Genomic DNA, 26,022 nt, shown 5'->3' with positions numbered 1-26,022 from the left:
CTCCAGAGAATATTCACTCACTTTATTTGCATATTAATTCATAACTACAGTCTGAATCAATGCAAATCTGCTGCCAGTGGATTTTCGGCAAACGGCGGCATTCTGGAGATTTACCCGGGAGAAGTCAACTTAAAAAGTGGGTTTTGTTTGTGGTTTTCGTGTCACTGACCGGGCGGAGGATTATTAATGGCTAAAAAGATCAACTAAATCACTCAGGAAAACGCTTGCGAGACAAGTTTGTTGTTAAAACATCTGACCCGGCCTGAAAAAGTGGACCATCTGGTCAAAATTCACAACATTGAAACAAAAAATCATGGTATAAGTTATTTTTTATCGCGCTTGGAATAAAAACATACATCAAGCTTGTAAAATTAAAGGGCAATAATTTATTGCCCTCTGCAATCAAGTAATTACGACTGCAATAACCACATCACGAAGGGTAACTATGATTATAAATTGTTGAGATCGAGCACATCTCGCATGTCATAAAGACCATCTTTTTTGCCTTTCAACCACATTGCAGAACGAACAGCCCCATTTGCAAAAGTCATGCGACTGGATGCCTTATGGGTAATTTCAACGCGCTCACCGATGTCGGCAAACATGGCGGTATGTTCACCAACAATGTCGCCGGCACGCACGGTGGCAAAACCAATGGTCCCAGGAACGCGTTCACCGGTATGCCCTTCCCGGGTATAGACGGCACACTCTTTCAGATCTTTATCCATCGCCTGGGCAATCGCCTCGCCCATCGCCAGCGCGGTGCCGGACGGCGCATCCACTTTATAGCGGTGGTGAGCTTCAACGATCTCGATGTCGGTGTAATCCCCCATTACCTTCGCCGCTTTCTCCAGCAGCTTGAGCATCACGTTCACGCCCACACTAAAGTTGGCTGCAAACACGACAGGGATCGCTTTTGCCGCATCCTGAATGGCCTGCTTACCGGCATCATCAAAACCGGTGGTACCAATAACCATGCCTTTGCCGTGCTGACGACAAAACGCCAGGTGGTGCAGCGTGCCTTCCGGGCGAGTGAAGTCGATGAAGACATCGAAGTCGTCTTTAACCGCCTCAAGGCTGCTCTGGACGGTGACGCCTGACTTGCCTGCGCCCGCCAGTTCGCCAGCATCGGCACCCAACAGCGTGGAACCTTCACGCTCCAGCGCCGCCCCCAGCGCCACGCCATCCATCTGCAATGTCGCCTGAATTAACTGGCGGCCCATACGACCACCCGCGCCGGCAATGGCGACGCGGATCTGTGCATCATGCATAGTTATTCTCTTACGTTAAAATGATGTAAACCGTTTTCAGATTAACCAGCCTTCGCAAAGGCCGCCACAGAAAACGCCAATAATTAGAATTTAATGATAAACAGGGATAGATATCAGTTAAAGACATGATCGTCAGCGAAAACCGCATGATTCCCGCACCACCAGCGCAGGCGGCAGGATGATCCGTTTGGCGGGTTCGTCATTGCCCTGGATGCGGCTGTACAGCAGCTCCCCCGCCTTGCGGCCAATCTCCTTTGCCGCCACCGACACGGTGGTCAATGCCGGCTGGACCAGAGCCGCTTCGGTAATGTCATCGAAGCCGATCAGCGCAAAGTCACGCCCCGGTTCACGGCCCATCTTGCGTAAACTTTGCATCACCCCCAGCGCCACAATATCCTGGTAGCAAATCGCAGCGCTGATTTCTGGATTTTCAAGGAGTAACGCCTCCGCTACGCGCGCGCCATCGCTCTGGCTGGCCTGCGACGTTCTGATCCAGGCAGGATTCGGCGTCACGCCGAATTCAAGCAGCTTGCTGGTAAAACCACCGATACGCTGCGCCCGCGAGCCCGAGTTCTGGCTCCCCCCGATAAACGCAATATGCCGATGGCCCATTCTGAGCAGATGCTCTGTCGCCATCTGCGTGCCCAGGAAGTTGTCCGTTCCGACAAAATCAAAATCCGGATCCTTCAGCGGGCGCACAACCATGATAGCCGGAATGTTGCGCCGCTTTAGCCCATCAAAAAAAGCCTGGGGCGTTTCGCGGGCCGCACACAGCACCATCCCTCCCACGTTATTGCGCATCAGCGAATCGACAAATTTTTGCTGTCGCTCTGCGGACTCCTCGCTGTTGGCCAGAAAAAGCAGCAGCTCATGGCGTTCCATTTCATGGCTTAGCCCTGCGGTCATCTCTCCGTAAAAAGGGTTGGTGATATCGTGCAAAAGCAGACCCACCTGGTTACTGCGGCGATTACGTAAATTGGCCGCCGTCTGGTTATAGACGTAGCCCGTCTCATCCAGCGCCTTTAGCACGCGCTCGCGCGTACTTTGCGAAATACGGCCTTTGTTACAGAGCACCATTGAGACCGTTGCCGTTGATACGCCAGCGCGTTTCGCGACGTCTGCCAGTGTCATTCCCGTCATGCTGTCTCCTTGCGTTTCATACAAGATTAATCGAATAACCTTTTTTATGCATTTTTCCCTGTGAGTCTCTTCACATTACCGCTACCGATCGGGATTACATTGCCATTTATGGCGGGTTAATCGCGTTAACCACTCTTCTCAAACGCGGTTAATCGAATAACCTTAAGTCACGATTATGGAGGATAGAATGACTGCCTACGACAAATTCCCCACGGTGACGATCCAGGGTTATGACGACAGCGCCTGGCAAGGATGGGAGGCGATTACCCGAACCCTTGAAGCAAAAACCCAGCCGCGCAGCCGCACCGTACTGGTGATCGATTGTTATCCGGGCGTGCGCATGACCGAACTTGAAGACAACGTGCTGCCGCGCCTACGCCCGGCGCTGACGATTAATGCCGGGCAGGCACGACAGGGTGAGCAGGCCATCCATGAGATGATTGCCCGCAACCTCACCGACGATCGCGTCTTTGGCGTGCTCTCCTGCCACCAGCTGGTTGAATTTTTCGACGCCGCACGTCTGGAGGCATTGCAGACTCAGGTGAGCCAGTGTTCCGCAGGGCTGATTGTCATTTACGGCCCCGGTGCGGCGCTTATTCATCCGGGTGACGTGCTGGTGTACGCCGATCTTCCGCGCTGGGAGATCCAGCAGCGTATGCGCAGCGGTGAGATGGGCAACTGGGGGGCAGAGAATCAGCACGAGGATATGCTTCGTCGCTACAAGCGGGCTTTTTTTGTTGAGTGGCGCGTCTTCGATCGCCATAAAACCCCCCTGCTCAGGCGCGCCGATTTTTTACTGGATACCACCCGCAAAGCGCTTCCTGCGATGGTCACCGGCAAGGCGCTGCGGGCCGGTCTGGCCCAGACCACTGCCCAGCCATTTCGCGTGGTGCCATTTTTCGATCCCGGCGTCTGGGGCGGCCAGTGGATGAAACAGCAATTCGATCTCGATCCCTCTGCACCCAATTACGCATGGTGTTTTGACTGCGTGCCCGAGGAAAACAGCCTGTTACTGCGTTTTGGCGCGGTGCGGATCGAGATCCCCTCTCAGGACCTGGTTTTACTTGAGCCTCGTGCGCTGCTGGGCGAGAAAGTTCACGCGCGTTTCGGCGCGGAGTTCCCGATCCGTTTTGACTTCCTGGATACCATCGGTGGCCAGAACCTGAGCTTCCAGGTCCACCCTGTTACCGAGTACATCCAGCAGCAGTTTGGGATGCACTACACCCAGGATGAGAGCTATTACATCCTGGAAGCCGGGCCGGGTGCCGTGGTCTACCTGGGCACCAAAACCGGTACCGATCCCCGGGCAATGATGGACGACCTCAGGCGTGCCGGGCGCGGTGAAAAATCTTTTGATGACGCCCGGTTCGTTAATCAGATCCCGGCGAAAAAACACGACCATTTTCTGATCCCTGCAGGTACGGTGCACTGCTCCGGCGCTGGAACAATGGTGCTGGAGATCAGCGCCACGCCATACATCTTCACCTTCAAACTGTGGGACTGGGGCCGCCTGGGCCTGGACGGCCAGCCGCGTCCGGTACATCTGGAACATGGTGAACAGGTCATCGACTGGCAGCGCGACACGCAGTGGGTCCATCAGCATCTGGTGAATCAGTTTGAACCCATTGCGCAAGGAGAGCGCTGGCGCGAAGAACGCACCGGCCTGCACGAGCGTGAATTTATCGAAACGCGTCGCCACTGGTTTAGCGAACCCGTTATCCATAACACCGCGGGTGGTGTGAATGTGCTCAATCTTATTGAGGGCGACGAAGCGATTGTCGACAGCCCTACCGGCGCTTTCGCGCCGTTTACCGTCCATTACGCCGAAACTTTCATTATCCCGGCAAGGGTGGGTGAATACCGCATTTCGCCTGCCGCCAGCGCGTCTGGACAGCAGCTGGCCACCATCAAAGCCTGGGTGAGGAGCTAACGATGATTCATTTTATAGTTGCAACCCACGGCCCGCTTGCCGCCGCGCTGCTTGAGAGTGGCCGGATGGTGTACGGCGACCTGCCCGGCGTGCACGCCGTCTGCCTGAGCGAACAGGCGGGAATTGAGGGTTTTCGCCGGGATTTTTGCGCCACGCTGGAAGCCGCAAGCGCCGATGCCGACGGCGTGCTGGTGCTGTGCGATATGCAAAGCGGCACGCCGTGGAACGTGGCGTGCGAGGTCGCCTTTAATCCGCAAACGCAGCCCCCGGTCGCCGTGGTGGCGGGGGTCAACTTACCGATGCTACTGCAAACCGACGAGGTGATGGCGGCAAGCGATGTCCATCACGCCGCCGCGCAACTAATCGAACTCACTCTGCCGACGCTGGTTCAGGCAACGCCGACAGAGTCTGTACAGACAGACGATTTTTGAGGAGCCGCATATGAGTATTTCTTTTGTACGTATTGACGATCGCGTCATCCACGGGCAGCTCATTACACGCTGGGCCAGGGAGCTGCCCTGTGACGGCATCGTTGCCATTGACGATGCCGTTGCGGCCGATCCGCTGCTGTCGTCAGTCATGAAAGGAGCCGTCTCTGACACCAAAGTGTGGCTTTTTGATACGGCAACGGCCATTGAAAAACTGCCAAAAGTGATCGCCAGCGAGAAACGCTATTTTGTGATTGGTAGATCGCCGCTCACGCTACAGCGCATTGAACAGGCGGGTATCAGCCTGAAAAACAGCAATGGCAAAATTAACGTAGGGCCGATGAGCGCCCGGGCGAACACGATTACCATCGGCCCGAATCAGTCGGTAACGAACGAGGAAGCCGTGGCCTTCGAGTGGCTAACCGGCCAGGGGCACGAAATTGAATTTCGCCTGGTTCCCGATGCCAGTTTTTACCGCTGGCAGGACGCCAGACTGAAGCTGAAATAAGGAGCGGATCATGATTATCGAAGCGGCGTTAATTGGTTTGCTCTGTTATCTGGGCGCCCTCAGCAGCCCGTGGCTTCTGGGGCTGACTGGCGGCTGGTATCTCATCTCCCGCCCGCTCATCTCCGGGATGCTGGTTGGCCTGATCCTGGGCGATATCAAAACCGGGATTATCATTGGCGTAGCCGTGCAGGCGGTCTATATCGCGATGGTGACCCCCGGCGGCTCGATGCCAGCAGATTTAAACTTCGTGGCCTATCCGGCCATCGCGCTGGGGATCCTCTCCGGCAAAGGGCCAGAGGTCGCGGTGGCGCTGGCTGCCACTATCGGCATCGCTGGCACCATTCTGTTTAATGCGATGATGGTACTAAACTCATTCTGGAACCATCGGGCGGATGTGGCGCTTGAGCACGGCGACGAGCGCGGGATCTACCTCAACAGCGCCATCTGGCCGCAGGCGATGAACTTTGTACTGCGCTTTGTCCCGACCTTTATTGCCGTCTTTTTCGGCGCGCAGTACATCAGCGGCTTTATGGATAGCCTGCCGCAGATCGTCCTCTCCACCATGAACGTGCTGGGCGGTATTTTACCCGCCGTCGGTATCGCCATCCTGCTTAAGCAGATCATCAAAAGCTATACCATGCTCATCTACTTCCTGGTGGGCTTCGTCTGCATCGTATTTCTCAAACTCAATATGGTTGCGCTGGTGATCGTGGGCGCCCTGCTGGCACTCATCCATTACAACTACAAACCTGAAACGCCGCAGGCCGTGGCTTCTGCGCCGGTCGCTGACGACGAGGATGAATTCTGATGGAAGAACATAAACTTACCCGCAGAGATCTGCGCCGCTGCTGGCGGGCGTGGATGATGCATAACCTCTCCTCCATGAGCTTTGAACGTCTGGAATCCTTCGGCTTCTGCCTGAGCATGCTGCCGGTGGCAAAAAAACTCTATCCTGATGCGGCTCAACGCACTGAAATGCTGCGCCGTCACGCGTCGTTCTACAACACAGAGCCGCAAATTGGCGCGATCGTCAACGGTATGGCGCTGGGTCTGGAGGAGAAAAAAGCCAACGGCGAGCCAATTGATGGTGAAACCATTAACACCCTGAAGGTAGGCCTGATGGGACCCATCGCCGGCATCGGCGATTCTATGATCCCGGGCATGCTGATCCCGATCCTCCTCAGTATCGGGATGGCGCTGGCGGCAGGCGGAAACATCCTCGGCCCGCTGTTTTACACCGTCGCCTGGCTGGCCATTATCATTCCTGGCTCCTGGTTTCTGTTTCTCAAAGGCTACCAGATGGGCTCAGGCTCCGTGGAGATGCTGGTCAGCAGTAAATCCACCCGGCTTCGGGAGGCGCTCTCCCTCCTCGGGGTGTTCGTTATGGGCGGCGTGGCGGCCAGCTACGTGAAGCTCGGCACCGGCCTGGAGTTCATCACCCGGGACGGGGTTAACATTCACGTGCAGCAGATGCTGGACGGTATTTTCCCACAGCTGCTTCCGCTGACGGTGGTGCTGGGAACCTGGTATCTGATGGCAAAACGCGGCGTGTCGCCGGTTAAGGCCATGCTATTACTGCTGGTTCTGGCCGCGCTTGGCGTGGCGTCAGGTTTGTTCGCCGGATAAGAGAACCGGGGCGAGGCCCCGGTCACTTTATGGATGGAAGTTTTCCCACAGCCCGGCGGTTTTATCCGGTCGCGAGATAAACTGAAACCGCGCCGGATCGTCGATAAACTGCTGATAAATAGGGGCATCGGTAATACCGAATTCCGAATAACCGCGCGGCGTAATCATCTGTAATCGCCCCGGCCTGTAGTGGCTATTTTGCTGCCAGACAATATGATCGCCCTGAACCAGGGGATACCATGCCAGCCCTTTGCGCGCACGCACGGCGTCATACTCAAAGCCGTATTCCCGATCGCACCACGCGCCAAAGGTCAGCGGCTCCCCGGCAGAGGCTGAAATGGTCGCATGGCCCCATCCGGGCGGAACCAGCACTTTTTCACCCGGTCCCGCCAGCACCGCAAAGCAGCGTCCCGGATCGTCATCAACAAACTCCTGCATATAGATAATCGCTTTACCCTGCCAGATTTCATACAGCTCAGGGGGCGACCATCCGCTGTGTTGGCTGATACAGTGCACATGCCCCTGGCTGCGGACCGGCTCATCGCCGAGCGTGCCTGCGGCGTAGGTGACCACGCCAAACAGCAGCATCCGTTTTTCGAGCTCTGGCCTGTCCGCCAGGCGCGCCACGTCCATCGCGATAGCATAAACCTGCTCCGGCCCTTCGCAGTCGGGATTGCGCAGCGACGGACGGATCTGATCCAGGGTGCGAATTTCCGGCATCGGGCCGGTAACGTCATCTCCGTAGCTGAAGCCCAATGGTCGATGCGCAATGGTCATATCCAGTCCGAAATTAATCATTGCGCGCCTCCCATTCCTGCAAGTGATGGTCAGAGGCAAATACGCGAAGCGCAAAACCACCGGCCAAAGCCGCATAGTCATGCCCGGCCACGCTGGGCCAGACCGCCAGCGCAGAAAGCGTCTCATCGCCGGTGTTAATCAGACGGTGCGCAGTAAAGGAGGGGATGATGTGCACAGAGCCGGGCTTCACGCGCTCAAGGCGCGCCTCACCGGACGCCGTCTGAAGCAGCAGCAGGCCGCGTCCGCACAGGCCAAAATAGACCTCGCCCTGTTCACGGCGCTGGTGAAAATGACCGCGCGTCATAAAAAACTCGTCACCGATTTTGCCCGCATACAGATGGGTAACGCCGACGTACAGCGCCCCTTCACCCGACGGGGAGTCGATCGTTTCAACGTCATAGAGGCGCTGCTGCGGATCGCAGCCACGCCAGGCGTTGTTATCACTGAAAAAGTCTGGCAGATCGGCGAGGCGTGTCGTCTTGCGGATCAGTGGAGCATTAGCGAATACACCGCTGGCCCACGCCACCTGGGGTGGCAGGATTACGTCAGGATTCATGTTTATCTCCGGCCCGAGGAGAACAACATGACAAGCTTACCAGATTAACCCGTTACCCTCCTGAGAAGCCGCCCGCTTTGTCGGGTTAATCACACGCCTGTTATGCCTGCTCATGGAGGGCATAAGTCACCACCAGCTGCCCTTTTTTCATTTTCAGCCCTAGGATCTGCATCCCATCGGTTTCAGCCAGCTGTTTAACATGCGTTCCACCACACGAATAGGCAGGAAGATCGCCAAAGCGAACCTTGCGCCTGCCCGCTTCAATGTCGGTATAAAGAAGCAGGTTGTCCGCTTGCCAGCCTTTAATCATCGCGAGCAGCGCGTTGGCATCAGGCATCGATATCTGTTGCTCCCGGGGGATAAAAGTAATTCGTCCTTCACCGGGCCAGTGATGGGCTTTTACTGGCTCCCAACCAAACCGCTCACCGGCGTAACCAATCAAATGGCCTGCGCTGTGCCAGCGGGAATGACGCGCTCGCGTACTTTTATCGATCTGCATTTCCACCACCGCGCCTGGCGCAAGCGGTTGAGCCAGAATGTGAATAACAGACTCCCCACGCAGGCTCACTCCCTCCACCGCAATCCCCGCGATCGCACCCCGATCCGCTGGCTGTCCGCCACCCTGCGGATGGAAAAGGGTCCGCTCCAGCTCAACGGCGTAGCGGCCATCAGGCTCGGATGTGCATCGGACCACCTTCGCGTGGCCTTCTGTCGCGTCACTTATGTAATAAAGTCGTTCTGTCATGGTTGTCCTCCTCTGTACCCTGACAGTATATTCATTACTTCCGCATCGATAATCCTGCTTTCAAACAATGCACTATTGCCTGGCAGACACAAATGAAACCTGCACTCTTACCTGATCTTGCTACCTTCGTGACCATCGTAGAGCACGGCAACTTTTCAACGGCTGCCCGTATTACGGGAGCAACGCCCTCGGCGATCAGCCGCTGTGTTTCACGCCTCGAAAAGGAGATGGGATGTAAGTTACTGCACCGCACCACGCGCAAGCTGGCCCTTACTGAAACCGGAAAATCGGTTTATGAACACGCGCTGGATATGCTGGAAGCGGCGCAACAGGCAATAGATTCCGGTAGCAGTCTGCAAACCGTTGCCCAGGGAAAGCTCACCTTGAGCGTGCCGAAAGCCGTGGGACGGTTTGTGATCCATCCGCTGATCCCGGCGTTCCTGGAGCGCTACCCGCAAATTGACGTCTGCCTGCGCCTGGAGGATCGTTACATGGATCTGATCGAGGATGGTGTCGATCTGGCATTACGCATCACCAGGACACCCTCTCCTGGCCTGTATGGAAAACCGCTGATGCCGGTAACCCATGTTATTTGCGCCACGCCAGAATACCTTCGTCGCAGAGGTACGCCACAGCATCCGCACGACCTGCGGGCACATAGCTGTATTTCGCTCGGTGAAACCCCGGCCGATTCACGCTGGAAATTCACCTTGCAGGGGAAAACGGAGATCGTCCAGACGCACGGACGCTACGCTGCTAACCACACGGGCGTGCGGCTGGATGCGGTCAAACAGCATGTCGGCATCGGGAGTTTACCGCTGTTTACCGCGCGAGAGGCTCTGGAACGAGGGGAGATTGTGCAGGTTCTGCCGGCTTGGGAGTTTATCAGCAGCTATACGGGCGACCTCTGGCTACTGTGGACGCGCAACAAACATATGCCAGCCAGAATGCGGGCAATGATCAACTATCTGAATGAAAAAATGCCAGTCATTAAGTGACTGGCATTTTTTAAACCTTACTCGACTTCTCGCGCGTCGATACGCAGCTCTTTCGGCACTTCGAAGACGATATTCTCTTCGCGGCCCGCCAGCGGAATGGCTTCCCCGCCGCCCAGCTCCTGCAGACGCGCAATCACGTTCTGCACCAGAATATCCGGCGCCGAGGCACCGGCCGTCACGCCAACGCACTGCACCTCTTTTACCCAGGCTTCCTGAATATCGGTAGCATCGTCGATCAGGAACGCGGCTTTCCCCATTCGCTGCGCCAGTTCGGCCAGACGGTTGGAGTTAGAGGAGTTTTTCGAGCCGACAACCAGCACCACATCCGCCTGCTCCGCCAGGGCGCGCACCGCTTCCTGACGGTTGGTGGTGGCGTAGCAGATGTCATCTTTACGCGGGCCAACGATTTTCGGGAAGCGGCTTCGCAGCGCATCGATAACGTCGGACGTATCATCCACGGAAAGCGTGGTCTGGGTCATAAACGACAGTTTGGCTTCGTTTTTGACGTTCAGCGTCAGCACATCTTCAGGGGACTCGACCAGATACATGCCCCCTTCCGGGTTGCTGTACTGTCCCATGGTCCCTTCCACTTCCGGGTGGCCTGCGTGACCAATCAGAATCGACTCTTCACCACGGCGGCTGGCACGGGCCACTTCCATATGCACTTTGGTCACCAGCGGGCAGGTGGCGTCGAAAACGGTCAGATCGCGATTTTTCGCTTCGTTACGCACCGCCTGAGAGACGCCGTGTGCGGAGAAGATCAGGATCGCGCCGTCCGGCACTTCGTCGATCTGCTCAATAAAGATTGCCCCGCGTGCGCGCAGGCTATCCACCACGTAGCGGTTATGCACCACTTCGTGACGGACATAAATAGGCGCGCCGTAAAGCTCCAGCGCGTTTTCAACAATGCTGATAGCGCGGTCTACACCGGCGCAGAAGCGCGCGGGTTAGCCAACAGGATCTGCATTCACATCCTCCAGTACCGGGTCGATTTCCAGTACTTCAACATCAAAATGGACGGTACGCCCGGCGAGGGGGTGGTTGAAATCGACGGTAATCGAGTCGCCGTTGATTTCACGGATCACGCCTGGCATTTCGCTGCCATCCATAGCGGTAAAGAGCATAATCGCCCCAATCTCAGGTTCCCCCGCATCCATGAATTCACGACGCGAGAAGTACTGGATCAGGTCCGGGGACGGCACGCCAAATGCTGCATCCGGCTCCAGAGAGAAGGTTTTTTTATCCCCTTCTTTCAGCCCCAGCAGCTGCTGCTCAAGACCTTCAGACAGAGAGGTATCACCCAGACGGAACAGCGCCGGTTTGCCGTTATTGCGGGTGGACTCCGCCGTGGAGCCATCATCAAGTTTCAGCGTGAAATGAACCAGCATCGCGCTGTTGGACTGTACGGATTTAGACATGCAATTTAGCCTGAGGTTTGCCCGGTGGCGCTGCGCTTACCGGGCCTACAAAATCGTAGGCCGGGTAAGCATAGCGCCACCCGGCATTTACTGTTACGCCTGCTCTTTCGCTGCGGGTTTCGGCAAGAAGCCTTCCAGCACAATCAGCGCCGCACCGATACAAATCGCCGTATCGGCCAGGTTGAAAGTGGCGAAATGCCAGTTGCCGACGTAGAAGTCGATCATATCGACCACAAAGCCGTGCCACAGACGGTCGAACAGGTTACCCAGCGCACCGCCAATGATCAGCGCGTAGGCAATGTTGTTCAGCTTTTGCGTGGCTTTCCCGCGGTACATCAGCACAGCCAGCACCACACAGATACCGAGCGCGATACCTGCAAAGAACCAGCGCTGCCAGCCGCCGCTGTCGGCCAGGAAGCTAAACGCCGCGCCATAGTTACGCGCATAGTGCAGATTAAGCGACGGGAACAGCGGTACGGTGTCCCCCAGAGCAAAGTTCTGGAGGATCAGGTACTTGCTGCCCAAATCAATAATCAGCACGACTACCACCAGCCACAGCCAGCGCAGCCCTGTTGAAGAGAGTGATTTACTCATCAGGCAAACTTACGTTTTTCGCCATCACCGGCGACGTTGCTGACACAGCGTCCGCAGATATCTGCGTGTTCCGCCACCTTGCCGACATCGGTGGTGTAATGCCAGCAACGCGGGCACTTATCACCATCGGCTTTCACCAGCGCCACTTTCAGCCCTTTGAGCAGTTCGCTCTGCTGGGCATCAGCGCTCGCGTCGGCATAATCCGCAACTTTCGCACCGGAGGTCAACAGGACAAATCGTAATTCATCGCCCAGCGCCGTCAGCTTCGCGGCCAGCTCTGGCTCGGCATACAGGGTCACTGCCGCTTCCAGAGAGCCGCCCACTTTCTTGTCGGTACGCGCCTGCTCGATCACCTTGTTCACTTCGCCGCGCACTTTCAGCAGCTCGTCCCAGAAAGCATCGTTCATGGCTTCAGTTTCAGCCAGACCAAACAGGCCTTCATACCACTCGCCGGTGAAGACATACTTCTCACGGTCGCCTGGCAGATAGCCCCAGATCTCATCTGCGGTGAAGGACATGATCGGTGCCATCCAGCGCACCAGCGCTTCCGCGATGTGGTACAGCGCGGTCTGGCAGCTGCGACGCGCCACGCTGTCCGCTTTGGCGGTGTACTGACGGTCTTTGATAATGTCGAGGTAGAAAGAGCCCATCTCGATGGAGCAGAAGCGCATCAGCCGCTGCACCACTTCGTGGAAATCGTAAGAGTCATACGCTTTAACGATGTCTTCCTGCGCCGCCTGGGCACAGCCTACCGCCCAGCGATCCAGCACCACCATCTCTTCCGGTTTCACCATATCTTTTGCCGGATCGAAACCGTTGAGGTTCGCCAGCAGGAAGCGCGCGGTGTTACGGATACGACGATAGCTGTCGGCAGCACGTTTCAGGATCTCGTCGGAGACCGCCATTTCGCCGGTGTAGTCGGTGGATGCCACCCACAGACGCAGAATATCCGCGCCCAGCTTGTTCATCACGTCCTGCGGGGAAACGGTGTTACCGATAGATTTGGACATCTTGCGGCCCTGACCATCCACGGTGAAGCCGTGAGTCAGTACCTGACGGTATGGCGCTTTGCCCTTCATGGCGGTGGAGATCATCAGAGATGACATGAACCAGCCACGGTGTTGGTCAGAACCTTCCAGATACATGTCGGCGGCATGACCGGCAAATTCCGGACGCACGTCAACCACGGAGGAGTGGGTAGAACCGGAGTCGAACCAGACGTCCAGGGTATCCGGCACTTTCTCGTAGGTATCAGCGTCGTCGCCCAGGATGTCGCGGGAGTCGAGATCCCACCACGCCTGAATGCCGTCAACCTCAACGCGTTTGGCCACTTCTTCCATCAGCTCCAGGGTGCGCGGGTGCAGCTCCTGGGTCTCTTTATGGACGAACAGGGACATAGGTACGCCCCAGGTACGCTGACGGGAGATACACCAGTCAGGACGGTTCGCGACCATGGATTCGATACGCGCCTGGCCCCAGTCAGGGATCCACTGCACGCCTTTGATCTCGGAGAGGGACTGCGCGCGCAGGCCTTTCTGATCCATGCTGACGAACCACTGCGGGGTCGCACGGAAGATGATCGGCGTCTTGTGGCGCCAGCAGCATGGATAGCTGTGCTGCATTTTCTCAACGTGCAGCAGCGAGCCGTTGTCGCGCAGCAGGTTGACGATGATGTCGTTGGCTTTAAAGACGTTGATGCCGTCCAGCGCCGGGTACGTGCCTGGCAGGTAAGCGCCGTCCGGGCCAACCGGGTTAGCGATTTCCAGACCGTACTGCAGGCTGATGTTATAGTCATCCGGACCGTGACCACCGGCGGTATGTACCGCACCGGTACCCGCTTCCAGGGTAACGTGCTCGCCCAGGATTGCCGGTACGTCGAAATTAAGGAACGGATGCTTAAAGCGCATCAGCTCCAGTTCAGCGCCCTTCACGGTGCCGAGGATTTTGTAGTCGGTGATGTTGGCGCGCTTCAGCACGCTCTCAACCAGATCTTTTGCCAGGATCAGCGCGCGGCCTTCAACCTGTACCAGCGCGTATTCGAACTCCGCAGAGAGGGAGATCGCGCGGTTAGCAGGCAGGGTCCACGGCGTGGTGGTCCAGATAACCAGTGAGATTGGGCCATTGACGCCCGGCAGACCAAACTTGGCCTGCAGCGCATCCTGATCGACACCTTCAAAGGCCACGTCGATGGATGGAGACGTTTTGTCGTAATACTCAACTTCCGCCTCAGCCAGCGCAGAGCGGCAGTCCACGCACCAGTGCACCGGCTTGGCGCCTTTGTGCAGGTGGCCGTTGCCGATGATTTTGCCCAGCGCACGGATGATGTTGGCTTCGGTTTTGAAGTCCATGGTCAGGTACGGGTGCGACCAGTCGCCCAGCACGCCCAGACGGATAAAGTCTTCGCGCTGACCGTCAACCTGGGTAGCGGCGTATTCACGGCATTTGGCACGGAATTCAGCAGCGGTGAACTTCTCACCCGGCTTGCCGAACTCCTGCTCCACTTTCAGCTCGATCGGCAGACCGTGACAGTCCCAGCCTGGAACGTAAGGCGAGTCATAGCCCATTAAGCCTTTGGACTTAACGATAATGTCTTTCAGAATCTTGTTTACAGAGTGACCAATATGAATGCTGCCATTCGCATAGGGAGGGCCATCATGCAGAATGAAAGTTTTTTTACCTTTTTTGGCTGCACGGATGATGCCGTACAGGTCATCATCGGTCCAACGCGCCAGCATTCCCGGTTCACGCTTGGCGAGGTCGCCGCGCATCGGGAACCCTGTTTCCGGCAAATTCAGGGTTGATTTATAGTCACTCATCAGATTCTCGGTTCCGTATTTATATCTCAGGCATTAAGCCGGGTTTGATAGCCCAAAAATGTCGCGGGCTGTTAATTCATCTCTCGCGATTTGCGCTTTCAGCTCATCAAGCGAGGCGAATCGCTGCTCATTGCGTATTTTTTTACGCAGGATTACATCTATATGGCGACCGTAGAGGTCCATTACAACGTCCAGCAAATGCACTTCGAGCTGCTGGCGTATGCCAGCCACTGTCGGACGGGTGCCAATATTGGCGACGCCGGGTAAAGGCTTATCGCCCAGCCCCGTCACTTCTACCGCATAAACCCCTTTGACCGGGGAAACCTGACGGCGCAACGGTAAATTCGCCGTAGGGAAACCAATGGTGCGACCCAGTTCATCGCCATGCACCACACGCCCGGAAATGGAGAACGGGCGTCCGAGCAGTTTTGCTGCGGTATCGAGATCGTCATCGGCTAAGGCCTGACGAACCGCCGTGCTGCTGATGCGCACGCCGCCTTCGCAAAAGGTCTGGGTGCTGGTGACGTCAAAGCCATACTCCAGGCCAGCCTTCTGTAATAGCAAGAAATCCCCCTGACGACCAGCGCCAAAGCGGAAATCATCGCCCACAGCCAAAAACTGCACGCCAAGACGATCGACCAGCAGGTCGCCGACAAAATTTTGTGCCGTCAGCGCGGCAAAACGTCGGTCGAAACGGACGCACAGGACATAGTCCACGCCGCACTGCGCGAGATAACGTAATTTTTCACGCAGGCGGGTCAGGCGTGCAGGCGCCTTATCGCTGGCAAACAGCTCCAGCGGCTGCGGCTCAAAAATCATGACTACAACCGGCAGACCACGAGCCCGCCCTTCTTCACGCAATCCCTGCAACAGCACCTGATGCCCACGATGCACGCCGTCGAAATTACCAATAGTCAGCACACACCCGTGCGGGGCCTGACTCAGATTATGTATGCCGCGTATCAGCTTCATGACTGGCTCAAAACAGTGAAAATCGCCAAAGTATACCTTGTACAGCGGTTAAGGTTAACCGGCGATTGTTCACGCAAAACAGAAAGCCGTAATGATTTCATCAGGGTTGCCTTTCACAGCGAAAAAATCTGTCTACAGATGACGTTTTTTGTGTCGAAAAGCTGTATTCAGGAGAGACAAGCTGGTAGAATCCTGCGCCATCACTACGTAACGTAGCGTCGCTAATTAACGGCGCTTATTTGCACAAATCCATTGACAAAAGAGGGCAAAGAGGGCATATTCCTCGGCCTTTGAATTGTCCACATAGATCATATTTGGGAGTTGGACTTGGCTAATATCAAATCAGCTAAGAAACGTGCCGTTCAGTCTGAAAAGGCTCGTAAGCACAACGCAAGCCGTCGCTCTATGATGCGTACTTTCATCAAGAAAGTATACGCAGCAATCGAAGCTGGCGACAAAGCTGCAGCGCAGAACGCATTTAACGAAATGCAACCAATCGTGGATCGTCAGGCTGCTAAAGGTCTGATCCACAAAAACAAAGCAGCGCGTCATAAAGCAAACCTGACCGCGCAGATCAGCAAACTGGCTTAATCGCCACTTGTTGTTGCTTGTTTAAAGAACCCGCTTAACGCGGGTTTTTTTATGCCTTCAGAGTGCCGGTGGCGTAAACAGCGCGCTGTAATCCTGGTTACAGATACGCTGCACCGCCGGGTGCTGAATCATTCTTGCAGCAAATATCGCGTGATACTCTTCCATCACGTTGTCCACCCGCCCTATCTCGGTAATTTTCTCGTCCGCATACAGATCCTGGGCATACAGCGTTGGGGCGACAAAAATCGCGTTATGCGCCTCACCGAAGGCTTTCATTAGCGCGGCATCGTCAAACTCACCCAGAATTTCAACGTTCAGCCCCTGAGAGTTAAACCAGTTCAGCAGCTTGCGTCCCAGCATCGAACGACGTCCGGGCACCAGTAAACGCCGCTCTTCCAGACAGGCAGGAAACGGCTTTTCTGGCGGCGGATTGCTGCACCAGAAGCTGACGCCGCACTCGCCAATTTTCACCGAGAAAAGACCTTCCTGTTGGGTGGAATCGATAGGGCAGTCGGAGATAATCATATCCAGCTTGTGCTGGCTCAATTGCTCCAACAGCATCTCGTGCGTGGATTCAAAACAGCGCAGGTGGATCTGCTCATCCTTCACCACTGCCGCATCCAGCACCCCGCTGACCAGCCGTTTTGACAACGCATCCGCTATGCCCACGTCGAAGAGCAGGTTCGACTCCTTGCGGTAGTTGACGATATCGAGCATCTCCTGACTCAGGGTGAACATTTTGTCCGCGTAGCGAAACACCAGCTCGCCCAGTTCGCTTGGCTCGATACCGCGCCCTTTGCGCTTGAACAGCTTCCCCTGCAGGCGTTCTTCAAGGGCTTTGATCTGCCCGGTAATGGTCTGTGGCGTCAGATAGAGCGCCTCCGCCGCGCCGACAACCGAGCCCTCTTTATAGACATGCCAGAAATAGTAAAGATGGTTGTAGTTAAGATGAGACATACGCTCCTCGCTCCCTGATAGTGTTAACGGGAGGGCGGCCTGCCCTCCCGGAGTCCCGTTACGCCGGATGCACCTGCCCCGGCAATTTCGTTTTCAGTAAGGCATAGCCAGTGAATGCCGACAACAGCGATCCGGTTAAGATAGCCAACTTAGCCCAGTCGATGAGCTCAGGTGCACTCGCGCCAAACGCCAGCGTGGAAATAAAGATCGACATTGTAAAGCCAATCCCGCAAAGGACGCCAACGGCCATGATCTGGCGGCAGGTGGTTCCGTGCGGCAAGGTGGCCAGCTTCAGCTTCAGCGCCAGCCAGCAGAAGAGGCTGATCCCCAGCGGCTTACCGATAAACAGCCCGGCGATGATCCCCAGCGGCAGCATTGACATCATTCCATCCAGCGTGACGCCCTTAAGGGAGACACCGGCGTTAGCAAAGGCGAAGAGCGGCAGGATCATAAATGCGACCCACGGATGCAGAACGTGCTCCAGCTGCTTCGCCGGTGATTTACCCTGCTGCGGCCTCAGCGGCACGAAGAAGCCGACAATCACCCCAGCCAGGGTGGCATGCACGCCCGATTTCAGCACGGCCGTCCACAGCACCATCCCCACCAGCACATAGATACCAATCCGACGCACGTTGAAGATGTTCAGCAGCGCCAGTGCGGCGATAGCTGCCGCCGCCACGCCCAGGGACAGCATCGACAGCTCGCTGGTATAGAACAGGGCAATAATGACAATTGCACCCAGGTCATCGATGATTGCCAGCGCCATCAGGAAGATTTTCAACGCCATCGGCACGCGGTTGCCTAACAGCGCCAGGACGCCTAATGCAAAGGCAATATCCGTGGCCGCCGGGATAGCCCAGCCATCACGGGCAATAGGATCCTGATAGTTAAACGCCAGATAGATGAGCGCCGGGACGACCATCCCGCCAATAGCGGCAATCACCGGGAATGCCGCACGCTGACGGCTTGCCAGGGAGCCCTGAATCAGCTCACGCTTGACCTCCAGCCCCACCAGCAGGAAAAAGACCGCCATCAGGGCATCGTTGATCCACAGCAGCATGTTCTTGTTGATTTCCAGCACGCCGACCCGTAACTCAACGGGGGTTTCCAGAAAAGCGTGGTACAGGTCGCGGGTCGCGCCCAGATTTGCCAGCAGCATGGCGATGGCTGCGGCCAGGATAAGAATGATGCCGCCCGCGGCCTCATTCTGGAAAAACGATTCAGAAGTTTCACTATTACTCTCTCTTTTTACGACAATCCTTCGTTAAAACCATCATACGCGCGGATATTCATCGGTAAAAGCAGGTTAATATTGACTGTTGATTCAGTTTTTCCGATCTAAATTTAGCAGATATAAAAAAGCCCGGAATCGCTTCCGGGCTTCGGGAACGACATCAGCTCAGCGTTAGCGAGTCAAATCGTCAAAGAACTTTTTTACGCCATCAAAGAAGCTTTTGGAACGCGGGCTGTTGTTCTCACCCGTCGGGCCGCCAAAGCTCTCCTGCAGTTCTCGCAGCAGTTGCTTCTGCTTCTCGTTCAGGCCAACCGGGGTTTCCACCACCACGCGGCAAAGCAGGTCGCCCTGAGCGCCGCCACGGACGGATTTCACACCTTTACCGCGCATGCGGAACAGCTTGCCGGTCTGGGTTTCGCCAGGCACTTTAAGGTTTACACGACCGTCCAGCGTTGGCACTTCGATCTCGCCGCCCATTGCCGCCATGGCAAAGTTGATCGGCACTTCACAGTACAGGTTGTTGCCTTCACGTTCAAAAATTGCGTGCTGCTTCACCTGCACCTGAACGTACAGATCGCCTGCCGGTGCGCCGTGCTCCCCTGCTTCGCCTTCGCCAGACAGACGAATACGATCGCCGGTATCCACGCCCGCCGGGATTTTAACCGACAGAGTTTTGGTCTTCTCGACGCGACCATGGCCGTGACATTTGTTGCATGGATCCTTGATCAGCGTACCGCGACCCTGACAGTGCGGACAGCTCTGCTGCACCGCGAAGAAGCCCTGGCGCATCTGCACCTGGCCTGAACCGTGACAGGTTGGACAGGTCTGTGGCTTGGTGCCGACTTTCGCGCCGCTGCCGTGGCAGACGTCGCACTCTTCAAGAGTCGGGATGCGGATCTCTTTCGTCACGCCACGCACCGCTTCTTCCAGCGTCAGCTCCATGTTGTAACGCAGGTCTGCGCCACGGGCTGCACGCTGACGACCGCGGCCGCCACCGAAGATGTCGCCGAACACGTCACCAAAGATATCGCTGAAATCTGCGCCGCCGCCACCGAATCCGCCGCCGCCCATACCGCCCTGTTCAAACGCGGCATGGCCGTACTGATCGTATGCTGCACGTTTCTGCGCATCGGTCAGGATTTCGTAGGCTTCTTTGATCTCTTTAAACCTGGCTTCGGCCTCTTTGTCACCCTGGTTGCGGTCCGGGTGATATTTCATGGCCAGGCGCTTATACGCCTTTTTGATTTCACGCTCTTCCGCTGTTTTGGAAACGCCCAAAATCTCGTAATAGTCTTGCTTTGCCATCTTGTTTTATCTGCCCCTAACATGCGTGCACGGGCGGAGAGGAAACCTCTTCGCCCGTGCCAGTGTATTACCCGTTCAAAGGGCGATTATTTTTTGTCTTTCACTTCTTCAAACTCTGCGTCGACAACATCGTCATCTTTCGCGTTGTTGGCAGAAGCGTCAGCACCCGCGCCAGCCTGCTGCTGTGCGTGTTGCTGCTGAGCGATCTCCATCAGCTTCTCGGAAGCCTGCGCCAGCGCCTGCATCTTCGCTTCGATGTCGGCTTTGTCTTCGCCTTTCAGGGACGCTTCCAGCTCGCTCAGTGCAGACTCGATAGCCGTTTTGTCGTCAGCTGGCAGTTTATCGCCTGCTTCTTCAACCTGCTTACGGGTGCTGTGCAGCAGATGGTCACCCTGGTTGCGGGTCTGAACCAGCTCTTCAAACTTACGGTCAGACTCGGCGTTCGCTTCTGCTTCGCGAACCATTTTCTGGATCTCTTCTTCATTCAGACCGGAAGAGGCCTTGATGGTGATCTTCTGCTCTTTACCGCTGTTTTTGTCCTTCGCGGAAACGTGCAGGATACCGTCAGCATCGATGTCGAAGGTGACTTCGATCTGTGGCATGCCGCGCGGCGCCGGGCTGATACCATCGAGGTTGAACTGGCCCAGATCTTTGTTATCCGCGGCACGTTTACGCTCACCCTGCAGCACATGGATGGTTACCGCAGACTGGTTGTCTTCAGCGGTAGAGAACACCTGGCTGTGCTTGGTTGGGATGGTGGTGTTTTTGGCGATCAGCGCCGTCATCACACCGCCCATGGTTTCGATACCCAGAGACAGCGGGGTAACGTCCAGCAGCAGTACGTCTTTTACTTCACCGGTCAGTACACCACCCTGAACGGCAGCACCGATAGCAACGGCTTCGTCCGGGTTAACGTCTTTACGCGGCTCTTTACCAAAGAATTCAGCCACTTTCTTCTGAACCATTGGCATACGCGTCTGACCACCGACCAGGATAACGTCCTGGATTTCGGATACGGACAGGCCCGCGTCCTGCAGAGCAACTTTCAGCGGCTCGATGGAACGGTTAACCAGGTCTTCTACCAGGCTTTCCAGTTTCGCGCGAGTCACTTTGATGTTCATGTGTTTTGGACCGGTCGCGTCTGCAGTGATATACGGCAGGTTCACGTCGGTCTGCTGCGCAGAAGAGAGCTCAATTTTCGCTTTTTCTGCGGCTTCTTTCAGGCGCTGCATGGCCAGCGGGTCGTTACGCAGGTCAATGCCCTGATCTTTCTTAAATTCGTCAACGAGATAGTTGATCATGCGGCTGTCGAAGTCTTCACCACCCAGGTGGGTATCACCGTTGGTTGCCAGAACTTCGAAGGTTTTTTCGCCGTCAACTTCGTCGATTTCGATAATAGAGATATCGAAAGTACCACCACCGAGGTCGTATACCGCGATGGTGCGGTTGCCAACTTCTTTATCCAGACCGTAGGCCAGTGCCGCTGCGGTTGGTTCGTTGATGATACGTTTGACCTCCAGACCCGCGATACGGCCGGCGTCTTTGGTCGCCTGACGCTGAGCATCGTTGAAGTAAGCTGGAACGGTGATAACGGCTTCAGTTACCGGCTCACCCAGGTAATCTTCAGCGGTTTTCTTCATTTTTTTCAGCACTTCAGCAGAGATCTGCGGCGGTGCCATTTTCTGACCTTTAACATCAATCCAGGCGTCGCCGTTTTCAGCGCCGATGATTTTGTACGGCATGATGGCTTCATCACGCTGCACTTCTTCGTCCTGGAAGCGACGGCCAATCAGGCGCTTGATCGCAAACAGTGTGTTTTGCGGGTTTGTCACTGCCTGACGTTTAGCCGGCTGACCAACCAGAGTTTCACCATCCTGGGTATAGGCAATGATAGAAGGCGTGGTGCGATCGCCCTCGGCATTCTCCAGCACACGTGCAGTAGTGCCGTCCATAATCGCTACACAAGAGTTGGTAGTACCCAGGTCGATACCAATAATTTTACCCATCTAAACGTCTCCACTATAAATTCGGTCAACATGTGGTTGTGTACCTGTAATAAGGGCAGAAGATGCTTTTTCAACTGTCCAGATTTGAATTTTTTCAGGTCCACACACTGCGGTTGACTACAAGATGGGGTCGCAACGGCAACCATCAAGGGGGGCGGATAAAAAAATTTTTAATTTCACCCTGATTAGATCATAGACGGCATCGATAGCGCCCATTATGATGCCGCGCCCCGCCAGGGAGAATTGGCGTGGGATTCACCATTTCACCATATTAATGATGATTTTTTTGAGGACTTATGGGCAACACTAAGTTGGCTAATCCGGCTCCGCTGGGCCTGATGGGTTTTGGCATGACCACCATCCTGCTGAACCTGCACAACATCGGGTTCTTCCCGATGGACGGCATTATCCTGGCGATGGGCATTTTTTATGGCGGTATCGCACAGATCTTCGCGGGCCTGCTGGAATATAAGAAAGGCAATACCTTCGGTTTAACCGCGTTCACCTCTTACGGTTCATTCTGGCTGACCCTGGTCGCCATTCTGCTGATGCCGAAAATGGGCCTGACCGAAGCGGCAAACCCGCAGTTCCTGGGCGTTTATCTGGGCCTGTGGGGCGTCTTCACGCTGTTCATGTTCTTCGGCACGCTGGTGGGTAACCGCGCGCTGCAGTTCGTGTTCCTGAGCCTGACCGTGCTGTTCGCCCTGCTGTGCGTAGGCCACCTGGTGAGCAACGGTGAAGCCATTATTCACGTGGCGGGCTGGATTGGCCTGGTCTGCGGCGCCAGCGCCATTTACCTGGCAATGGGTGAAGTCCTGAACGAGCAGTTCGGTCGTACCGTGCTGCCGATTGGTGAAAAACACTAATCCCCCTCGTGCCCGCCCTGCGGGCACGAACTCCCCTCTGCGGTTGCGCTTTCCCCTTTTTAAATCTGACTGTTTTTTAGCCGCATCAGAAACGATACGTAAACAGAACGGCAATAATCACCTCATTTAATTGATAAGCATTATCATTGCGAATAGTGTGACCCGCGCATCCCGGATAATGGATATCAGGCAGCCACTAAAATGGAACCAGCAGGGGATAAATGATTCTTTTGTGTTGCATAGGGTTATCTGATGAATTCCAGCCTTGCCGCCCGCGAGCAAACTGGCGAAGCCATTATCGCGTCGCATTACCGTAAAGTCCTTGTCAGGCGTTTTACCCTGGCAGGCGTGCTGCTCTTCTTTATACTTTGCTCCCTGATCCTCGATTTCACGCTCGGTCCTTCGGGCATCTCCGTTTCTACGCTCTGGCACACCCTGGTCGATGCCGCTTCAGTCGATGCCGGTACGCGCGTCATTGTCTGGGAGCTGCGGCTGCCGTTTGCGCTGATGGCGGTCGCCGTCGGTATGGCGCTGGGGCTTGCCGGAGCCGAGATGCAAACCATCCTTAACAACCCGCTCGCCAGCCCGTTCACGCTTGGGGTGTCGTCTGCCGCCTCCTTCGGCGCTGCCCTGGCGATTGTGCTCGGGCTGGGCATTCCCGGTATTGCCGATAAGTGGTTTATTCCGGCAAACGCCTTTGTCTTTGCCCTGCTGGCCTGCTTTATTCTGGATGGCATCAGCCGCTGGACCCGCGTGGCGACGTCCGGCGTGGTGCTGTTCGGCATCGCGCTGGTCTTTACCTTCAACGCCCTGATTTCCATTTTGCAGTTCGTTGCCAGTGAAGACACCCTGCAGGGGCTGGTCTTCTGGACAATGGGCAGCCTGGCAAGGGCCTCATGGGATAAGCTGGCTATTCTGGCCGTGGCGCTGCTGATTATCGTGCCGCTGTCGCTGAAAAACGCCTGGAAGCTAACGGCGCTGCGTCTGGGAGAAGATCGCGCCGTCAGCTTCGGGATTAACGTCAAAAAGCTGCGCCTGGCGACGCTGCTACGCATCAGCATTATTTCGGCGCTGACCGTCGCCTTTGTCGGGCCGGTAGGCTTTATTGGCCTGGTGGCGCCGCATATCTCGCGCATGATGTTTGGCGAGGATCACCGTTTTTATCTGCCCGGCAGCATGCTGATTGGCGCTCTGGTGCTTTCGCTGGCCTCCGTGTTTTCCAAGAACATCGTTCCCGGCGTCATCATTCCTGTTGGCATTGTCACCTCGCTGGTGGGGGTGCCGTTCTTCCTGAGCATCATTATTCGTAACCGGGGGAACGTATGACCGACGGCCTTCGCGTCCGGGATCTGCGCACCGGCTATCGCAAGAAAAAAGTCATCAGCGGGCTAACCACCCCACGACTTCCTCGCGGACAGATAACCGCCCTGCTGGGGCCGAACGGCTCGGGTAAATCGACCCTGCTGCGCGCGCTGGCAGACCTGAATCCCGCTCAGGGCGAGTTACTGCTTAACGGCGAGGATCTGATGACCCTGCCCCCGGCAAAGCGGGCGCAGAAGGTGGTTTATCTCCCGCAATCCCTGCCTCAGGGCGTGCATTTGCATGCGCTGGAATCGGTGATCGTCGCCCGTCGTGCCAGCGGCAGCGTGAATACGCAAAACGTTGAGCAGGAGGCGTACGCCATTCTTGAAAAGCTGGGCGTCGCCCATCTGGCAATGAGTTTTCTGGATCAACTTTCCGGCGGGCAAAAGCAGCTGATTGGCCTCGCGCAGTCTCTGATCCGCCAGCCCGACCTGCTGTTGCTGGACGAGCCCCTGAGCGCCCTCGATCTTAACTACCAGTTCCAAGTGATGGACATCGTCGCCCGCGAAACGCGGCTGCGCAACATCGTCACCGTCGTGGTGATCCACGACATCAACATTGCCCTGCGCCATGCGGACTATGCCCTGATGCTGAAAGCCGGCGAGCTGATCGCCAGCGGCCTGCCGGGAGAGGTGGTCACGCCCGTCAATCTGGCAGCGGTTTATGGCGTGGACGGCCGGGTTGAATACTGCTCCCGCGGACTGCCCCATGTGGTGGTCGACGGGTTAACACCATAAAAAGACGGGGAAAACATGACGCTAAAAAAACTCATCGCCGCCGCCGGAGGGCTGGCACTGTTCATTACGCCGCTCATCGCCCAGGCGCAGAGCTGGCCGGTAACGGTCAAGGATATGGATAACCGCACGGTCACGGTAGAACACGAACCGCAGCGCATTATTTTGCAGGACGGACGCGACATCTTCGCCCTGGCGCTGCTGGAGCGCGATAACCCGTTCGCGAAGGTGGTGGCGTGGAACAATCTGCCGAAAAAGCAGGATACCGAAACCTGGAATGTGCTGAAGGGCAAGTGGCCGGAAGCGGAGAAGATCCTCGACATGAAGTTTTCCGACCAGGGAAATGTCGACCTCGAAACGGTGATCTCCCGCCAGCCAGACCTGATGATCGCCCAGCTGCGCGCTAAGCCCTCGCTGGTGCAGTCCGGCGTGCTCACGAAGCTCGAAGCCCTGCACATTCCGGTCATCTTCGTTGACTACGAGCTGCACCCGGTAGAGAACACCCTGCCGAGCATTGCCCTGCTGGGTAAGGTGCTGGGCCAGACCGCTCGCGCCCAGGCCTACATCGATTTCTATCAGCAGCGTCTGGATAAAATCCACCAGCGTCTGGCAACCGTCAGCAAAAAACCGCTGGTCTTTATCGAACCTATTGCCGGCGTCGGCGGGCTGGATAATGGCTGCTGCTTTACCCACGCGCGTAACGGCTGGGGCGGACTGGTAGAAGCCGCGGGCGGGATCAATATCGGGTCACAGCTGCTGCCAGGTGCGACCGGGAATGTCTCTGTGGAGAAGATTATCTCTCTCAATCCGGATTACTACCTGATGACCGGCTCAAAACGCCCGGGCAAAGGCACGGCCATTATCCCGTTTGGCTATAACGTTCCGGCAGGCGAAGTAACGACGGCGTTCAACGCGCTGGTTGGGCGTCAGGGAGTGGCCAGCATTCCGGCGGTGGCTCAGGGCCATACCGGGGCGCTTTATCACCACTTCTATAACAACCCATACAACATCGTCGCCATCGAGACGTTGAGCAAAATCTTCTATCCAACGCTGTTTAAGGATGTGGAGCCGCAGGCGGATTACCACGCTATCATCACTGATTTCAGCCACATCCCGGATGACAACATCATCCTGAGCTACACCCCTTCGCACTAATAAAAATGCCGG

24 protein-coding genes and 2 pseudogenes are annotated in these 26,022 nt (G+C 56.2%); 11 read left to right on the top strand and 15 right to left on the bottom strand.

Features of this window, described 5'->3' with window-relative positions; genetic code table 11:
• Window positions 1–449: 449 nt before the first annotated feature.
• Window positions 450–1,271 (bottom strand): 4-hydroxy-tetrahydrodipicolinate reductase, encoded by an 822-nt coding sequence (dapB, locus tag K5I40_RS15085; protein WP_138370411.1) that lies wholly within the window; start codon window positions 1,269–1,271, stop codon window positions 450–452.
• A gap of 132 nt (window positions 1,272–1,403) precedes the next feature.
• Window positions 1,404–2,411, bottom strand: a complete 1,008-nt coding sequence (locus tag K5I40_RS15080) for a LacI family DNA-binding transcriptional regulator (protein WP_039030419.1) — start codon at window positions 2,409–2,411, stop codon at window positions 1,404–1,406.
• A gap of 187 nt (window positions 2,412–2,598) precedes the next feature.
• Here K5I40_RS15080 and K5I40_RS15075 point away from each other — a divergent pair, with 187 nt between their 5' ends.
• From K5I40_RS15075 to K5I40_RS15055, 5 genes are read left to right on the top strand one after another with little or no spacing between them, the layout of a single operon-like run.
• Window positions 2,599–4,341, top strand: a complete 1,743-nt coding sequence (locus K5I40_RS15075) for a class I mannose-6-phosphate isomerase (RefSeq protein ID WP_223074980.1) — start codon at window positions 2,599–2,601, stop codon at window positions 4,339–4,341.
• 2 nt (window positions 4,342–4,343) lie between these two features.
• Window positions 4,344–4,772, top strand: coding sequence for a PTS sugar transporter subunit IIA (locus K5I40_RS15070; protein ID WP_139564300.1), 429 nt, complete (start codon window positions 4,344–4,346; stop codon window positions 4,770–4,772).
• Between the two features lie 10 nt (window positions 4,773–4,782).
• Window positions 4,783–5,277 (top strand): PTS sugar transporter subunit IIB, encoded by a 495-nt coding sequence (locus tag K5I40_RS15065; RefSeq protein ID WP_223074981.1) that lies wholly within the window; start codon window positions 4,783–4,785, stop codon window positions 5,275–5,277.
• A 10-nt stretch (window positions 5,278–5,287) separates the two neighbouring features.
• Complete coding sequence (locus K5I40_RS15060) at window positions 5,288–6,085, top strand: PTS sugar transporter subunit IIC (RefSeq protein ID WP_039030423.1); 798 nt, start codon at window positions 5,288–5,290, stop codon at window positions 6,083–6,085.
• On the top strand, window positions 6,085–6,903 hold the full coding sequence (locus tag K5I40_RS15055; RefSeq protein WP_138370406.1) for a PTS system mannose/fructose/sorbose family transporter subunit IID: 819 nt from the start codon (window positions 6,085–6,087) through the stop codon (window positions 6,901–6,903). The genes K5I40_RS15060 and K5I40_RS15055 overlap by 1 nt, the downstream gene beginning before the upstream one ends.
• Window positions 6,904–6,930: 27 nt before the next feature.
• Here the strand turns inward: K5I40_RS15055 and K5I40_RS15050 are convergent, their stop codons facing one another.
• The 3 genes from K5I40_RS15050 to K5I40_RS15040 all read right to left on the bottom strand — a co-directional run bounded on the left by K5I40_RS15050 (window position 6,931) and on the right by K5I40_RS15040 (window position 9,002).
• The gene (locus tag K5I40_RS15050) at window positions 6,931–7,701 is read right to left on the bottom strand and encodes a glucose-6-phosphate isomerase family protein (RefSeq protein WP_223074982.1); all 771 of its coding nucleotides are present in this window, start codon (window positions 7,699–7,701) and stop codon (window positions 6,931–6,933) included.
• Window positions 7,694–8,257, bottom strand: a complete 564-nt coding sequence (locus tag K5I40_RS15045; RefSeq protein WP_223074983.1) for a glucose-6-phosphate isomerase family protein — start codon at window positions 8,255–8,257, stop codon at window positions 7,694–7,696. Before K5I40_RS15045 ends, K5I40_RS15050 begins: the two co-directional genes overlap by 8 nt.
• Before the next feature lie 100 nt (window positions 8,258–8,357).
• Complete coding sequence (locus K5I40_RS15040) at window positions 8,358–9,002, bottom strand: alanyl-tRNA editing protein (RefSeq protein WP_223074984.1); 645 nt, start codon at window positions 9,000–9,002, stop codon at window positions 8,358–8,360.
• A 92-nt stretch (window positions 9,003–9,094) separates the two neighbouring features.
• Between K5I40_RS15040 and K5I40_RS15035 the strand changes: the two genes are divergently transcribed.
• Complete coding sequence (locus K5I40_RS15035) at window positions 9,095–10,000, top strand: LysR family transcriptional regulator (RefSeq protein ID WP_138370402.1); 906 nt, start codon at window positions 9,095–9,097, stop codon at window positions 9,998–10,000.
• Window positions 10,001–10,017: 17 nt separating this feature from the next.
• Here the strand turns inward: K5I40_RS15035 and ispH are convergent.
• The 6 genes and pseudogenes from ispH to K5I40_RS15005 form a co-directional block, all read right to left on the bottom strand.
• Window positions 10,018–10,967 (bottom strand): annotated as a pseudogene (ispH, locus tag K5I40_RS15030) (4-hydroxy-3-methylbut-2-enyl diphosphate reductase).
• On the bottom strand, window positions 10,948–11,418 hold the full coding sequence (gene fkpB / locus K5I40_RS15025; RefSeq protein WP_138370401.1) for an FKBP-type peptidyl-prolyl cis-trans isomerase: 471 nt from the start codon (window positions 11,416–11,418) through the stop codon (window positions 10,948–10,950). Before fkpB ends, ispH begins: the two are co-directional and overlap by 20 nt.
• Before the next feature lie 93 nt (window positions 11,419–11,511).
• On the bottom strand, window positions 11,512–12,012 hold the full coding sequence (gene lspA, locus K5I40_RS15020) for a signal peptidase II (RefSeq protein ID WP_039030431.1): 501 nt from the start codon (window positions 12,010–12,012) through the stop codon (window positions 11,512–11,514).
• Window positions 12,012–14,828, bottom strand: a complete 2,817-nt coding sequence (ileS, locus tag K5I40_RS15015; protein ID WP_223074985.1) for an isoleucine--tRNA ligase — start codon at window positions 14,826–14,828, stop codon at window positions 12,012–12,014. The genes lspA and ileS overlap by 1 nt, the downstream gene beginning before the upstream one ends.
• Window positions 14,829–14,861: 33 nt before the next feature.
• Window positions 14,862–15,800, bottom strand: a complete 939-nt coding sequence (gene ribF / locus K5I40_RS15010; RefSeq protein ID WP_138370399.1) for a bifunctional riboflavin kinase/FAD synthetase — start codon at window positions 15,798–15,800, stop codon at window positions 14,862–14,864.
• A 7-nt stretch (window positions 15,801–15,807) separates the two neighbouring features.
• Window positions 15,808–16,026 (bottom strand): annotated as a pseudogene (locus K5I40_RS15005) (DUF2575 domain-containing protein).
• A gap of 101 nt (window positions 16,027–16,127) precedes the next feature.
• On the opposite strand from K5I40_RS15005, the gene rpsT reads away from it, so the two are divergent.
• Entirely contained in the window at window positions 16,128–16,391 is a 264-nt protein-coding gene (rpsT, locus tag K5I40_RS15000; protein WP_012015991.1) for a 30S ribosomal protein S20, read from the top strand.
• A 57-nt stretch (window positions 16,392–16,448) separates the two neighbouring features.
• On the opposite strand, the gene nhaR is transcribed toward rpsT, so the two are convergent.
• The 4 genes from nhaR to dnaK all read right to left on the bottom strand — a co-directional run bounded on the left by nhaR (window position 16,449) and on the right by dnaK (window position 21,893).
• Entirely contained in the window at window positions 16,449–17,348 is a 900-nt protein-coding gene (gene nhaR, locus K5I40_RS14995; RefSeq protein ID WP_039030434.1) for a transcriptional activator NhaR, read from the bottom strand.
• 58 nt (window positions 17,349–17,406) lie between these two features.
• Entirely contained in the window at window positions 17,407–18,606 is a 1,200-nt protein-coding gene (nhaA, locus tag K5I40_RS14990) for a Na+/H+ antiporter NhaA (RefSeq protein ID WP_251929749.1), read from the bottom strand.
• Window positions 18,607–18,753: 147 nt separating this feature from the next.
• Window positions 18,754–19,887, bottom strand: a complete 1,134-nt coding sequence (dnaJ, locus tag K5I40_RS14985) for a molecular chaperone DnaJ (protein ID WP_039030436.1) — start codon at window positions 19,885–19,887, stop codon at window positions 18,754–18,756.
• Window positions 19,888–19,973: 86 nt separating this feature from the next.
• On the bottom strand, window positions 19,974–21,893 hold the full coding sequence (gene dnaK, locus K5I40_RS14980) for a molecular chaperone DnaK (RefSeq protein ID WP_223074987.1): 1,920 nt from the start codon (window positions 21,891–21,893) through the stop codon (window positions 19,974–19,976).
• A 296-nt stretch (window positions 21,894–22,189) separates the two neighbouring features.
• On the opposite strand from dnaK, the gene satP reads away from it, so the two are divergent.
• From satP to K5I40_RS14960, 4 genes are all read left to right on the top strand, one after another.
• The gene (gene satP / locus K5I40_RS14975) at window positions 22,190–22,759 is read left to right on the top strand and encodes an acetate uptake transporter (RefSeq protein ID WP_039030438.1); all 570 of its coding nucleotides are present in this window, start codon (window positions 22,190–22,192) and stop codon (window positions 22,757–22,759) included.
• A gap of 252 nt (window positions 22,760–23,011) precedes the next feature.
• Entirely contained in the window at window positions 23,012–24,085 is a 1,074-nt protein-coding gene (locus tag K5I40_RS14970) for an iron ABC transporter permease (protein WP_039030439.1), read from the top strand.
• On the top strand, window positions 24,082–24,858 hold the full coding sequence (locus K5I40_RS14965) for an ABC transporter ATP-binding protein (RefSeq protein ID WP_223074988.1): 777 nt from the start codon (window positions 24,082–24,084) through the stop codon (window positions 24,856–24,858). The genes K5I40_RS14970 and K5I40_RS14965 overlap by 4 nt, the downstream gene beginning before the upstream one ends.
• 15 nt (window positions 24,859–24,873) lie before the next feature.
• Window positions 24,874–26,010: an ABC transporter substrate-binding protein gene (locus tag K5I40_RS14960; RefSeq protein ID WP_223074989.1), complete on the top strand. Its 1,137-nt coding sequence runs from the start codon at window positions 24,874–24,876 to the stop codon at window positions 26,008–26,010.
• Window positions 26,011–26,022 lie beyond the last annotated feature (12 nt).

The sequence above is a fragment of the Leclercia sp. LTM14 genome (genome assembly GCF_023736175.1).
Classification (GTDB): domain Bacteria; phylum Pseudomonadota; class Gammaproteobacteria; order Enterobacterales; family Enterobacteriaceae; genus Enterobacter; species Enterobacter barmai.
Note: the sequence above shows the minus strand (reverse complement) of the source record. Positions and strands in the feature narration are given on the sequence as shown.

Excerpts from the sequence above, each read along its gene's own strand:
- fkpB (WP_138370401.1), bottom strand. The coding sequence starts at position 11,418 with ATGTCTAAATCCGTACAGTCCAACAGCGCGATGCTGGTTCATTTCACG.
- dnaJ (WP_039030436.1), bottom strand. The coding sequence starts at position 19,887 with ATGGCAAAGCAAGACTATTACGAGATTTTGGGCGTTTCCAAAACAGCG.
- K5I40_RS15035 (WP_138370402.1), top strand. The coding sequence starts at position 9,095 with ATGAAACCTGCACTCTTACCTGATCTTGCTACCTTCGTGACCATCGTA.
- K5I40_RS15050 (WP_223074982.1), bottom strand. The coding sequence starts at position 7,701 with ATGATTAATTTCGGACTGGATATGACCATTGCGCATCGACCATTGGGC.
- dnaK (WP_223074987.1), bottom strand. The coding sequence starts at position 21,893 with ATGGGTAAAATTATTGGTATCGACCTGGGTACTACCAACTCTTGTGTA.
- satP (WP_039030438.1), top strand. The coding sequence starts at position 22,190 with ATGGGCAACACTAAGTTGGCTAATCCGGCTCCGCTGGGCCTGATGGGT.
- K5I40_RS15060 (WP_039030423.1), top strand. The coding sequence starts at position 5,288 with ATGATTATCGAAGCGGCGTTAATTGGTTTGCTCTGTTATCTGGGCGCC.
- K5I40_RS15065 (WP_223074981.1), top strand. The coding sequence starts at position 4,783 with ATGAGTATTTCTTTTGTACGTATTGACGATCGCGTCATCCACGGGCAG.
- ribF (WP_138370399.1), bottom strand. The coding sequence starts at position 15,800 with ATGAAGCTGATACGCGGCATACATAATCTGAGTCAGGCCCCGCACGGG.
- K5I40_RS14965 (WP_223074988.1), top strand. The coding sequence starts at position 24,082 with ATGACCGACGGCCTTCGCGTCCGGGATCTGCGCACCGGCTATCGCAAG.
- K5I40_RS15070 (WP_139564300.1), top strand. The coding sequence starts at position 4,344 with ATGATTCATTTTATAGTTGCAACCCACGGCCCGCTTGCCGCCGCGCTG.
- dapB (WP_138370411.1), bottom strand. The coding sequence starts at position 1,271 with ATGCATGATGCACAGATCCGCGTCGCCATTGCCGGCGCGGGTGGTCGT.
- ileS (WP_223074985.1), bottom strand. The coding sequence starts at position 14,828 with ATGAGTGACTATAAATCAACCCTGAATTTGCCGGAAACAGGGTTCCCG.
- K5I40_RS15040 (WP_223074984.1), bottom strand. The coding sequence starts at position 9,002 with ATGACAGAACGACTTTATTACATAAGTGACGCGACAGAAGGCCACGCG.
- K5I40_RS14960 (WP_223074989.1), top strand. The coding sequence starts at position 24,874 with ATGACGCTAAAAAAACTCATCGCCGCCGCCGGAGGGCTGGCACTGTTC.
- lspA (WP_039030431.1), bottom strand. The coding sequence starts at position 12,012 with ATGAGTAAATCACTCTCTTCAACAGGGCTGCGCTGGCTGTGGCTGGTG.
- K5I40_RS15045 (WP_223074983.1), bottom strand. The coding sequence starts at position 8,257 with ATGAATCCTGACGTAATCCTGCCACCCCAGGTGGCGTGGGCCAGCGGT.
- K5I40_RS14970 (WP_039030439.1), top strand. The coding sequence starts at position 23,012 with ATGAATTCCAGCCTTGCCGCCCGCGAGCAAACTGGCGAAGCCATTATC.
- nhaR (WP_039030434.1), bottom strand. The coding sequence starts at position 17,348 with ATGTCTCATCTTAACTACAACCATCTTTACTATTTCTGGCATGTCTAT.
- K5I40_RS15075 (WP_223074980.1), top strand. The coding sequence starts at position 2,599 with ATGACTGCCTACGACAAATTCCCCACGGTGACGATCCAGGGTTATGAC.
- K5I40_RS15080 (WP_039030419.1), bottom strand. The coding sequence starts at position 2,411 with ATGACGGGAATGACACTGGCAGACGTCGCGAAACGCGCTGGCGTATCA.
- K5I40_RS15055 (WP_138370406.1), top strand. The coding sequence starts at position 6,085 with ATGGAAGAACATAAACTTACCCGCAGAGATCTGCGCCGCTGCTGGCGG.